Source organism: Vibrio sp. 10N.222.52.B7 (genome assembly GCF_041474275.1).
In the GTDB taxonomy this organism is placed as follows: domain Bacteria; phylum Pseudomonadota; class Gammaproteobacteria; order Enterobacterales; family Vibrionaceae; genus Vibrio; species Vibrio crassostreae_C.
Genome location: NZ_JBFRTU010000067.1, coordinates 1 through 12,057 on the forward strand (window position 1 = coordinate 1; position 12,057 = coordinate 12,057).

Genomic DNA, 12,057 nt, shown 5'->3' on the forward strand with positions numbered 1-12,057 from the left:
AGCCCCGTCATTTCTGACGCGGACGGCTAGTTGAGGCTTCTTAAGTGATCAGTGAAGAGACATTCTTTGAACATCAGGCGAACCCCACTCTGTTCAAGTTATCTAAGTTTCAGACGTAAAAAAGCCCCGTCATTTCTGACGAGGCTTCTTAAGGTGGTCGGTGAAGAGGGATTCGAACCCCCGACCCTCTGGTCCCAAACCAGATGCGCTACCAAGCTGCGCTATTCACCGAGACGTTTCGTTTGATTTCTCAAACTGGGAACTTCAAAGAAGCTACCAAAATTAATGGGGTGGCTAACGAGATTCGAACTCGCGACCACCGGAATCACAATCCAGGGCTCTACCAACTGAGCTATAGCCACCACTAATTTTTTATATAACCGCTTAACAAGCGATTATTGAAATAGTGGTCGGTGAAGAGGGATTCGAACCCCCGACCCTCTGGTCCCAAACCAGATGCGCTACCAAGCTGCGCTATTCACCGACTAATTTTGTATCGACTCTTGGGAATAATGAATCAACACTGGAAGCCGAAGCTACCGATATTTTGTAAAGAAAGAATGGGGTGGCTAACGAGATTCGAACTCGCGACCACCGGAATCACAATCCAGGGCTCTACCAACTGAGCTATAGCCACCATTATTTCTTTTTTGCCAATTTCTCACTTACCGAAGTAAGAGACCGGATGGCGCGCCTGAAAGGATTCGAACCTTCGGCCTTTGGCTCCGGAGGCCAACGCTCTATCCAGCTGAGCTACAGGCGCATGCCCTGTCGGCGGAGTGGAATAATACGTATATCACCCAATGCCGTCTAGTACTTTTTTAACTTTTTTTTCTGTTTGGTCTCTTTTTCGACAGTTAATATGTGATAAACCCCTTATTTGAGTACTACAACCCGCCACAGCTTATAAGTTGTTGTTTATTGCAACAACTTATCGGGATATAATCACCCATTATTTACATTGGTTTAACAGTTGCTCTTTGCTGGTGAAGCCAAAACACCCTCCAACACTATAAATTGGTAAGCACGTACTTACCTTGGGAATGTAAAGTGAGTTTAATGGATATGTCTCGTCGAATTTTAAGCGTTGTCATCGCAGTTTTAACCTTTTCAACTGGCGCAATGGCTTCAGGCCTTAGCGAAGCAGAGCAAGATGCAATTGCTGAACGCATCAAACCAGTTGGTCAAGTTTACCTAGTCGGCAGCGAACCAGTAGCCGCAGAACCAACAGGCCCTCGTGATGGCGCAGCAGTTTACGGTACCTTTTGTATCGCTTGTCACGCATCTGGCGTAAGTGGCGCACCTAAAACAGGTGATGCTGGTGACTGGGGTCCTCGCATTGCTCAAGGTCGCGACATTCTAGCTGACCACGCAATCAACGGCTTCAATGCGATGCCAGCGAAAGGTTCATGTATGGATTGTTCAGACGACGAAATCAAAGATGCTATCGAGCACATGATTGCCGGTCTGTAATTAAAAATGCCAGATTCAGAAAAGGTGACCTCATGGTCACCTTTTTTATTGGCTTCTATATAGTGCGATTAAAGTAGGGCATTACTTCTTGTTGAACATCGCTCGAATATTCGCAATGTGCGCCTGCCCTTTTTCCATTCTTTCTTCAGCGGATTGAGGCTTCTTAACGCTTTCCCACTCCACATCATCGTGCGGCAGCTCATCGAGGAAGCGGCTTTGTGTTGGCTTTATTAATTCACCATATTGACGACGTTCACGACACTTAGTAAAAGTCAGCTCTTTCTGTGCTCGAGTAATCCCCACATACATAAGACGACGTTCTTCTTCTACGTTGCCTTCATCGACACTGGTTTGGTGCGGCAAGATGCCCTCTTCTGCACCCATCAGGAATACATATGGGAACTCTAGACCTTTCGATGCATGCAATGTCATTAATTGGACTTGATCTGCATCGTCATCATCCTCACCACGCTCCATCATATCGCGCAGCGTTAAACGTTGAACCACCTCGCGCAGGGTTTTCTCTTCTTTATCGTAGTTGTCACCCTCAAGATCGGCCACAATCCAGCTATACAGATCAGAGACGTTCTTCATTCGCATTTCAGCGGCTTTCGGGCTCGCTGAGGTTTCGTACAACCAATCTTCGTAGTTGATGTCACGAACCAAAGAACGAACGGCTTCAACCGTATTACCACGCTCGGCATTGTCTGAGATACGAACAATCCAGTCACCGAAGCGGCGCAAATTTTCTAAACCACGCCCCGTCAGTGTCTGCTCTAAGCCCATCTCAAAGCTGGCTTCAAACAAGCTCTTGCCACGCATATTGGCGTAGCTGCCTAACTTCTCAAGCGTCACCGGACCAATCTCTCGGCGCGGTGTGTTTACAATACGTAGGAAGGCGTTGTCATCATCAGGGTTCACCAACACACGCAGGTAAGCCATGATGTCTTTAATCTCGGCTCTCGCGAAGAAAGAGGTACCGCCAGAGATCTTGTAAGGCACACGGTTCTGCATCAGCGCTTTTTCAATCAAGCGTGATTGGTGGTTACCACGGTAAAGCACTGCGTAATCTTTGTATTCAGTACGGTTCAAAAACTTGTGGGCGATGATCTCGCCGGTAATACGCTCTGCTTCATGCTCTTCATTCTTAGCATTCAGTACCTTGAGCTTTTCACCGTCTGGGATCTCTGAGAATAGTGACTTTTCATAAACGTGTGGGTTGTTGGCGATCAAGATGTTCGCCGCACGTAATATTCGGCTGGTTGAGCGATAGTTTTGCTCGAGTTTGATCAAGCGAAGATTTGGATAGTCCTCACCCAGCAACACCAAGTTTTGCGGTTTTGCACCACGCCATGAATAGATAGATTGGTCATCGTCACCTACTACCGTCAAGCGACCACGCTCTCCCACCAGTAAACGAACCAACTCATATTGGCTGGTGTTGGTATCTTGGTATTCATCGACCAGTAAATAGCGGATACGCGACTGCCAGCGCTCACGCACCTCTTGATTGGTTTTCAGTAGTAATACAGGCATCGCGATCAGATCATCAAAATCGAGTGCGTTGTATGCCTTCATCTGTTTCTGGTACATCTCAAAACAGAATGCAAACAACTGCTCTTGTTCGCCTTGAGCACGTGCTTTCGCCTGATCTGGCGTCAGCATGTCATTTTTCCAATTCGAAATGGTGCTCATTAAAGCGCGTAGCAAATCCTTATCACCATCGATCTGTCTCTCTGTTAACTCTTTTAACAAAGCTAACTGGTCTTGGTCATCAAACAGAGAGAAACCCGCTTTCAAACCCAGCGCTTTGTATTCACGGCGAATGATGGTTAAGCCCATGGTATGAAAAGTCGAAACAATCAGCCCTTTCGATTCGCCCTTACCTAGAGTTTGCCCAACACGCTCTTTCATCTCGCGTGCCGCTTTATTAGTAAAGGTCACCGCCGCAATATTACGCGCCTTATAGCCACATTCCTGAACCAGATAAGCAATTTTATTGGTGATAACACGTGTTTTACCGGATCCAGCGCCCGCTAATACTAAGCAGGGGCCCGAAACATATTTCACGGCTTCATCTTGTCTTGGGTTCAGTTTCATTTGATTCTCAGTTTGGTCTAGAGGGGCGAATTCAATTGCGCGCCTATAATAATGCTGCAACAGCACGAATGCTACGTTCTCTTATACAAGATTTTTACGCTGATTATGTAAAATTTTGTTGCACATGTGTGTGGTTATTAGGCTATAATGAATGAACGTTCATTCATTGGTGGTTGAAATATGACAACTCATGCACCTCGGGATAAACGCCAGCAAATACTTTCTGCAGCTGAAAAGCTAATTGCAGAGGTCGGTTTCCAAGGCCTTTCAATGCAAAAATTAGCCAAAGAAGCGGGAGTGGCTGCAGGCACTATCTATCGCTACTTCGATGATAAAGAGCATTTGATAGAAGATGTTCGAATGCTCGTGACTCAAAGAGTAGCTGATGCTGTTCAACAAGGGGTTAATGATTCGGATCCAATTAAACAACGCTACCGTACTATGTGGTTGAACATATGGAACTTAGCAGGAACGAATTTAGCCGCAATAAAAAATCGGGTTCAGTATGACTCTCTACCCATCACAAATAGCCTAAACTTCAGGGAACTAGAACGTAAAATGTTTGCCCAAGTTGAGCTGCTATTTAATGAGGGGAAAGAACAAGGATTGTTTAAACCACTTAACAATGAAGTATTAGGTGGATTGAGCTTGGCGGCTAGTGTTTCTCTAGCACGCAAGCATTCTTTAGGATTTTACCAACTTGATGAGGCAGAACTAGAATCTGCAATCGAAGCCAGTTGGGACGCAATAATTAAACACTAGATCGGAGTTTTGACCATAATGAAAAAGTGGACTTTCTTCATGTTACTCATCGCTGTACTACTTTTCGGCAGCGTTATTGGGTTTAACATGTTCAAACAACAAAAAATTGCTGAGTATATGGCCAACCGCCCTGAACCAGAGTTTCCAGTAACGGTAACTGAAGTTCAGCCGATCGACTGGGTTCCAGTGATTGAAGCTATCGGCTTCATCGAACCTAACCAAGGTGTGACACTAGCGAACGAAACCAGCGGTGTTATCGATCAAATTTCTTTCGAATCAGGTACTGAGGTTAAAAATGACCAACAACTGATCCGCCTTGATTCTGATGTAGAGAAAGCCAATCTAAAAAGCTCTGAGGCACGCTTACCGGCTGCTGAAGCTAAATACAAGCGCTACCAAGGGCTATTCAAGAAAGGCTCTATTTCTAAAGAAGCGTACGATGAAGCAGAAGCTAACTACTTCTCTCTTTCAGCTGATATTGAAAGCCTTAAAGCATCGATTGCCCGTCGCGAGATCCGCGCTCCGTTTGACGGCACTGTCGGTATTCGTAATGTGTATCTAGGCCAATACCTACAATCTGGCACTGACATCGTTCGCCTAGAAGACACCAGTGTTATGCGCCTACGCTTCACTATTTCTCAAAATGACATCTCTCGTATTGAGGTTGGTCAGGCGATCGACATCTTCGTTGATGCATACCCAGAAAAACCGTTTAAAGGTTCTATTAGTGCCATTGAGCCTGCGGTTAGCATCCAAAGTGGTCTTATCCAAGTACAAGCCGATATCCCAAACAACGATGGTAAGTTACGTAGCGGTATGTTTGCGCGCGCTAACATCATTCTACCTAAACTAGCAAACCAAGTGACACTGCCTCAGACGGCCATCACTTTCACACTTTACGGTGACAATGTTTATATTTTACGTGAAGAAGATGGTGTGCAGCGTGTGAAACAACAAGTGGTGAAAGTAGGTGAACGTACAGAAAGTATTGCTCACATACTGGAAGGCGTAGAGCCTGGCGATGTTGTCGTGACAACGGGTCAAGTTCGTTTAAGTAACAATGCTAAAGTTCGAGTTGTAGAAAGTGATGCAACGACGCCGCCAGCTGAAACACCAATGCTGTAATTGGAGGAATCATGCGCTTTACTGATGTTTTTATTAAACGTCCAGTTCTGGCTATTTCAATCAGCTTTTTGATCGCATTGCTTGGCTTCCAAGCAATCTTCAAAATGCAGGTTCGTGAATACCCAGACATGACAAATACGATCGTGACGGTCACGACGAGCTATTACGGTGCCAGTGCCGATCTGATCCAAGGCTTTATAACTCAGCCATTAGAACAAGCGATCGCTCAAGCCGATAATATTGATTATATGACGTCGCAGTCCGTACTCGGTAGCTCGACTATTACGGTCAATATGAAGCTCAATACCGACCCGAATGCCGCGCTGTCTGACATACTGGCCAAGACTAACTCGGTACGTTCTCAGCTTCCTAAAGAAGCCGAAGATCCAACCGTAACTATGTCTACCGGTTCAACAACGGCGGTACTCTACATTGGTTTTACGAGTGATGAACTCTCTGCAAGCCAAATTACCGACTACCTTGAGCGAGTGGTTAACCCACAACTGTTTACCGTTAATGGCGTATCAAAGGTCGACTTGTACGGCGGGATCAAATACGCATTACGTGTATGGCTTGATCCTTCCAAAATGGCAGCATTAAACCTGACAGCCACTGACGTGATGACGGTGCTTAATGCAAACAACTACCAATCAGCAACTGGCCAAGCAATTGGTGAGTTTATGCTGTACAACGGCAGTGCCAATACCCAAGTAACCAATACCGATGAATTAGAAAGGTTGGTGGTCAAAACCAGTCAAAATGGCGGTTCTATTGTTCGCTTAGGTGATATTGCTAAGGTTTCACTAGAAAAAAGCCACGATGTGGTTCGCGCAAGTGCTAATGGCAAACAAACGGTTGTAACCGCCATCAATGCAGCGCCAAGTGCTAACCCGATCAACATTGCTGCTGATGTTATGCAGCTGTATCCTGAGTTGGAGCGAAACCTACCAAGCAATATCAGCATGAATATCATGTATGACTCAACCATTGCGATTAATGAATCCATTCAAGAGGTTATACACACGATTGTTGAAGCCGCGCTGATTGTATTAGTGGTTATCACGCTATTCTTAGGCTCATTGCGTGCGGTTATCATTCCTATCGTAACCATCCCTTTATCGCTGGTTGGTGTTGCGATGGTGATGCAAGTCATGGGTTTCTCATGGAACTTAATGACGCTACTGGCGATGGTATTAGCAATCGGTCTAGTGGTTGATGATGCAATCGTAGTACTGGAAAACGTCGATCGACACGTCAAATTGGGGGAATCTCCTTTCAGGGCTGCCATCATTGGTACCCGTGAAATTGCAGTACCGGTTATTGCAATGACACTGACATTGGGCGCGGTTTATGCCCCTATCGCAATGATGGGTGGTATCACAGGCTCGCTGTTTAAAGAGTTCGCATTAACCCTCGCTGGCGCGGTATTTGTTTCTGGAATCATCGCTTTAACACTGTCTCCAATGATGTGTTCAAAGCTGCTAAAAGAAAATGCACAGCCGAGTAAGTTTGAACTGAAGGTACACAGCGTACTTGATCGTATGACAGGCCGTTACTCTAAGATGCTGCATGCGATCATGGATCATCGTCCGGTTATCATTGGCTTTGCGGTCATTGTATTTTTAAGCTTGCCGATGCTGTTTAAATTCATCCCAAGTGAACTTGCCCCTGCAGAAGATAAAGGGGTGGTGATGATGATTGGTACTGGTCAATCAACGGCTAACCTAGACTACCTAAGTAACACGATGGATGACGTGAGCGGTATCTTGGTGACCCAGCCTGAAATCCAATACGCTCAATCCTTCACTGGTGTACCAAACTCAAACCAAGCATTTGGTATTGCCTCAATGGTGCCATGGAGTGAGCGCACGGCTAGCCAATCTGAGGTAACGAACCGTATCAGTGGATTGCTACAAGATATCCCAGGCATGGCAGTAACCGCGTTCCAAATGCCAGAGTTGCCGGGTGCCGGTTCTGGTCTACCACTCCAGTTTGTGATTACCACACCAAGCAGCTTTGAGAGCTTATTCGCTATCGCAACCGATATTTTAATGGATGTGAAAGATAGCCCTCTCTTTGTCTACTCTGACCTTGATTTGAACTACGATTCAGCAACGATGAAGATTCAAATTGATAAAGATATGGCGGGCGCTTATGGGGTAACGATGCAAGATATCGGTGTCACCCTAAGCACCATGATGTCGGATGGTTACGTTAACCGTATTGACCTCAACGGTCGTTCTTATGAAGTGATCCCTCAGGTTGAGCGTAAGTTCCGCTTAAACCCAGAGTCAATGAATCATTACTACGTTCGAGCCAGCAATGGTGATGCTGTTCCTCTCGGTAGCTTGGTAACAATTGATGTGGTGGCAGAGCCTCGCTCTCTTCCTCACTTCAACCAGTTGAACTCAGCGACGGTCGGTGCGGTTCCTATGCCGGGCGCGGCGATGGGTGATGCGGTAAACTGGTTTGAAAACATTGCCCAAACCAAATTACCTGCAGGCTATAACCATGACTACATGGGTGAGTCGCGTCAGTTTGTAACAGAAGGCAGCGCACTGTATGTGACGTTCGGTTTAGCACTGGCGATCATCTTCTTGGTTCTGGCGATTCAATTTGAGTCGTTAAAAGATCCATTGGTTATCATGGTGTCGGTGCCACTCGCAATATGTGGTGCATTGATTGCGCTCGCTTGGGGCGCAGCGACGATGAACATCTACTCGCAAGTGGGGCTGATTACCTTGGTTGGTCTGATTACCAAGCACGGTATCTTGATCTGTGAGGTAGCAAAAGAAGAGCAGCTGCATAATAAATTATCACGCAAAGAGGCGGTTATGGAGGCGGCAAGGGTACGTCTACGTCCAATCCTAATGACAACAGCGGCGATGATTGCAGGCCTGATCCCATTGATGTACGCCACGGGTGCAGGTGCAGCTCAGCGCTTTAGTATCGGTATTGTTATCGTTGCTGGTCTGGCGATTGGTACGCTGTTTACGCTGTTTGTTCTGCCGGTGATTTATAGCTACTTAGCCGAAAAACATAAACCAATTCCAGTTTTCCTCGAAGATAAAGATCTCGAGAAGCTGGCCCGTGTTGATGAAGCAAAAGCGGCGCACAGAGAATTAGCTAACAATAAGTAATTTCCCTGTCGTATTAACAATAAAAAGGCTACTTCGGTGGCCTTTTTTTGTACGCCATAGGCGACATCTTTGATGTGATTAAATAGAATAGTGATAAATATTCAGGAGTTTTAATTGATATGTTTGATCCAAAAAAACTAGAGCAAATTGCTAAGCAGATCCACGATTCTATGCCTCAACCAGTAAAAGAGCTTGGTTCAGACGTAGATCAAAAAGTTCGTCAGGTTATCCAAGGCCAACTGAACAAGCTAGACGTTGTAAGCCGTGAAGAATTTGATGTTCAAACACAAGTACTACTGCGCACTCGCCAAAAGCTGACTGAAATGGAACAAAAGCTAACGGACTTAGAAGCAAAGATTGCCGACAAGTAAGCGTAAAGCAAGAAAACTGAAAGGGTTGGTGTGAAAGCACCAACCCTTTTGTATTTCTGAAGATCAATCAAGAACTGAAAGTCGACAAAGACTGATCAAACAATGTTCATTTGATTGATTTTTAAGACTTTGTTACTAAAAGCAAAAAGGCTTGGTCAACGGCGACCAAGCCTTTTCATTAGATGTTGTGTTGCTTATTTATAACTCCAACCTGTAAGGAGTTAGTGATACTGCTTCGCTTTTTCTGCAAATTTATCAGTATCTAAGCGACTAATTAACCGCCTACAGCGATGCGCTTCATGTCGCTCATGTAGCTACGTAGCTCTTCACCAATGTACTCTACAGGGTGGTTACGGATAGCTTCGTTTACTTCAATTAGCTTAGCGTTATCAACTTGGTTAGATGTTTCACCTAGACCGCGGCCGATTACGTCAGTTGCTACTGAAGGCATGAACTTCTCACGTAGTAGCGGTGTTGCTACGTTAGCGAATAGGTAGTTACCGTACTCAGCAGTATCAGAGATTACAACGTTCATTTCGTAAAGACGCTTACGAGCAACTGTGTTTGCGATTAGTGGAAGCTCATGTAGAGATTCGTAGTAAGCAGACTCATCAATGATGCCTGATGCCGTCATAGCTTCGAATGCTAGCTCAACACCGGCACGAACCATAGCAACCATTAGGATACCGTTGTCGAAGTACTCTTGCTCTGAGATTTCTACGTCAGAAGCTGGGTAGTTTTCGAATGCAGTTTCGCCTGTCTCTTCACGCCAGCCTAGTAGGTTCACGTCATCGTTCGCCCAGTCAGCCATCATTGTGCTAGAGAAGTGACCAGAGATGATGTCATCCATGTGCTTGTTGTAAAGCGGACGCATTAGGTCTTTAAGCTCTTCAGAAAGCTCAAACGCTTTAACTTTAGCCGGGTTAGATAGGCGATCCATCATGTGAGTTACGCCACCAAACTTAAGTGCTTCAGTAATCGTTTCCCAACCGTATTGTAGAAGCTTGCCTGCGTAGCCAGGTTCGATGCCATCAGCAATCATCTTCTCGTAAGATACGATAGAACCCGCTTGTAGCATGCCACAAAGGATAGTTTGCTCACCCATCAGGTCAGATTTAACTTCTGCTACGAAAGAAGACTCTAGGCAACCTGCACGGTGACCACCAGTACCTGCAGCCCAAGCTTTAGCGATATCCCAACCTTCGCCTTTAGGGTCGTTTTCTGGGTGAACAGCGATAAGTGTTGGTACACCGAAGCCACGTTTGTACTCTTCGCGAACTTCAGAGCCTGGACACTTAGGTGCAACCATTACTACAGTAAGGTCAGCACGTAATTGCATGCCTTCTTCCACAACGTTGAAGCCGTGAGAGTAACCAAGAGCAGCGCCTTGCTTCATTAGAGGCATTACTGTTTCAACAACGTTTGTGTGTTGCTTATCAGGAGTAAGGTTGATTACTAGGTCTGCTTGAGGGATTAGCGTTTCGTAGCTACCCACAACAAAGCCGTTTTCATCAGCATTTTTGAATGATTGACGCTTTTCATCAATTGCCGCTTGGCGTAGAGCGTAAGATACGTCTAGACCAGAATCACGCATATTTAGACCTTGGTTTAGGCCTTGAGCACCACAACCAACAATTACGATTTTCTTACCTTCAAGGTATTCAGCTTCTGTCGCGAATTCTTCACGATCCATAAAGCGGCAACGACCTAATTGGTCTAGTTGTTCACGAAGGTTTAATGTATTGAAATAGTTAGCCATTCTAGGGCACTCCTTTAAAAATAAGTCCGTAAGGTCGATATCTCTCTATCGAATGACTTCATACTAAAACAGACACTCCGTTGCTGAAAGTGATATATTCACAATTAGTTATTGCAATAAATGCAACATGGAAACGATCGCAGAACATGAACATAAAATCTCTACAATTATTTATACATTTATGCGACAGCAAGAGTTTCAGCAAAACCGCTGCTGCTATGCACGTCAGTCCTTCAGCGCTGAGCCGTCAGATACAAAAGCTTGAAGAGGAAACAGGACAAGAACTGCTAATCAGAGACAACCGCAGTGTTGATCTTACCCCAGCAGGAAAACACCTATTGCCTGTAGCATTGAGCATCGTGGGAGAGTGGCAGCAATATAACCTTCACCTGAAGGGCGGAGAGCAAGAACTTAAAGGTGAGATCCGTATATTTTGTTCAGTAACGGCTAGCTACAGTCACCTACCTGAACTCATAACCGAATTTAGGGCTATTCATCCGTATATTGAATTTAAGCTCTCTACTGGTGATCCAGCTCAATCCATCGACAAGATCTTAAACGATGAAGCGGATATCGCGATTTCAGCAAAGCCAGACATCCTTCCTTCAAGGTTAGAATTCGAAACCATCAGCGATATTCCACTGTCAGTCATCATTCCATCTGGTGTGAGTAGCTTTAGCCAACAACTGCAATCCGATAAGCCAAACTGGAATGAAGTGCCCTTTATCATCCCAGAAGCAGGAACAGCGCGTGAACGAGCCAATGCATGGTTTAAAAAGATGAAGATAAAACCCAACATATACGCGCAAGTTTCTGGCCATGAGGCGATTGTAAGTATGGTGGCACTAGGATGTGGAGTTGGCATCGCACCTGATGTGGTCATAAACAACAGTCCAGTAAGAGATAAAGTTAGCCGCTTAAAGATAGAACCTATCAAGCCATTTGAGTTAGGCGTATGTTGTAAGCGAGCACAGCTAGATAACCCTCTAATTCGAGCGTTCTGGCAAGTTGCAGAAGGGAAATATTTAGCGGACTAGTCGTCATTGTTTTAAATACAAAAAAGGGAAGAGCACGTCAGTGCCCTTCCCCTTTTATTTATGTATATCGCAGATAAGAAAAAAGCCCGCTGATTTCTCAGCGGGCTTTCTAATGGTGGTGGAGGGATAGGGATTTGAACCCTAGAACCGCTATTAACGGTTGCCGGTTTTCAAGACCGGTGCTTTCGACCACTCAGCCATCCCTCCAAAAAATTGTCATCAACAGATTAGTACACTGTAGATGTTGTTACATGTATACACAGGTAACGATATTTAAAGCCTGGCGATGT

Annotated in this window: 8 protein-coding genes and 6 tRNA genes; 6 read left to right on the plus strand and 8 right to left on the minus strand. The window is 45.3% G+C overall.

The genetic code is table 11. The annotated features are described in order from the left end of the window. Window positions 1–154: 154 nt before the first annotated feature. The 5 genes from AB4512_RS16115 to AB4512_RS16135 form a co-directional block, all read right to left on the minus strand. A tRNA-Pro gene (locus AB4512_RS16115) sits at window positions 155–231 on the minus strand. Window positions 232–286: 55 nt separating this feature from the next. Continuing rightward, window positions 287–362, minus strand: a tRNA-His gene (locus AB4512_RS16120). Window positions 363–407: 45 nt separating this feature from the next. Further along, window positions 408–484 (minus strand) — tRNA-Pro (locus tag AB4512_RS16125). Window positions 485–561: 77 nt separating this feature from the next. Next, window positions 562–637, minus strand: a tRNA-His gene (locus tag AB4512_RS16130). A 49-nt stretch (window positions 638–686) separates the two neighbouring features. Continuing rightward, window positions 687–763 (minus strand) — tRNA-Arg (locus AB4512_RS16135). A 296-nt stretch (window positions 764–1,059) separates the two neighbouring features. On the opposite strand from AB4512_RS16135, the gene AB4512_RS16140 reads away from it, so the two are divergent. After that, a complete protein-coding gene (locus AB4512_RS16140) occupies window positions 1,060–1,473 on the plus strand; it encodes a cytochrome c5 family protein (protein ID WP_009848079.1) in 414 nt (137 codons plus the stop codon). Window positions 1,474–1,554: 81 nt separating this feature from the next. Here AB4512_RS16140 and rep read toward each other — a convergent pair whose 3' ends face one another. Next, window positions 1,555–3,573 (minus strand): DNA helicase Rep, encoded by a 2,019-nt coding sequence (rep, locus tag AB4512_RS16145; protein ID WP_017061960.1) that lies wholly within the window; start codon window positions 3,571–3,573, stop codon window positions 1,555–1,557. A gap of 180 nt (window positions 3,574–3,753) precedes the next feature. Here rep and AB4512_RS16150 point away from each other — a divergent pair, with 180 nt between their 5' ends. From AB4512_RS16150 to ubiK, 4 genes are all read left to right on the plus strand, one after another. Further along, window positions 3,754–4,335, plus strand: a complete 582-nt coding sequence (locus AB4512_RS16150) for a TetR/AcrR family transcriptional regulator (RefSeq protein WP_017061961.1) — start codon at window positions 3,754–3,756, stop codon at window positions 4,333–4,335. Window positions 4,336–4,353: 18 nt separating this feature from the next. Beyond that, window positions 4,354–5,460, plus strand: coding sequence for an efflux RND transporter periplasmic adaptor subunit (locus AB4512_RS16155; RefSeq protein WP_017061962.1), 1,107 nt, complete (start codon window positions 4,354–4,356; stop codon window positions 5,458–5,460). A gap of 11 nt (window positions 5,461–5,471) precedes the next feature. Continuing rightward, entirely contained in the window at window positions 5,472–8,600 is a 3,129-nt protein-coding gene (locus AB4512_RS16160; protein ID WP_372175177.1) for a multidrug efflux RND transporter permease subunit, read from the plus strand. A gap of 119 nt (window positions 8,601–8,719) precedes the next feature. Beyond that, complete coding sequence (gene ubiK / locus AB4512_RS16165) at window positions 8,720–8,971, plus strand: ubiquinone biosynthesis accessory factor UbiK (RefSeq protein WP_004735787.1); 252 nt, start codon at window positions 8,720–8,722, stop codon at window positions 8,969–8,971. A gap of 274 nt (window positions 8,972–9,245) precedes the next feature. On the opposite strand, the gene ilvC is transcribed toward ubiK, so the two are convergent. After that, window positions 9,246–10,730 (minus strand): ketol-acid reductoisomerase, encoded by a 1,485-nt coding sequence (ilvC, locus tag AB4512_RS16170; RefSeq protein ID WP_017061965.1) that lies wholly within the window; start codon window positions 10,728–10,730, stop codon window positions 9,246–9,248. 146 nt (window positions 10,731–10,876) lie between these two features. Here ilvC and ilvY point away from each other — a divergent pair, with 146 nt between their 5' ends. Next, on the plus strand, window positions 10,877–11,767 hold the full coding sequence (gene ilvY / locus AB4512_RS16175; RefSeq protein ID WP_017061966.1) for an HTH-type transcriptional activator IlvY: 891 nt from the start codon (window positions 10,877–10,879) through the stop codon (window positions 11,765–11,767). A gap of 116 nt (window positions 11,768–11,883) precedes the next feature. On the opposite strand, the gene AB4512_RS16180 is transcribed toward ilvY, so the two are convergent. Further along, a tRNA-Ser gene (locus AB4512_RS16180) sits at window positions 11,884–11,974 on the minus strand. Between the last annotated feature and the right edge of the window lie 83 nt (window positions 11,975–12,057).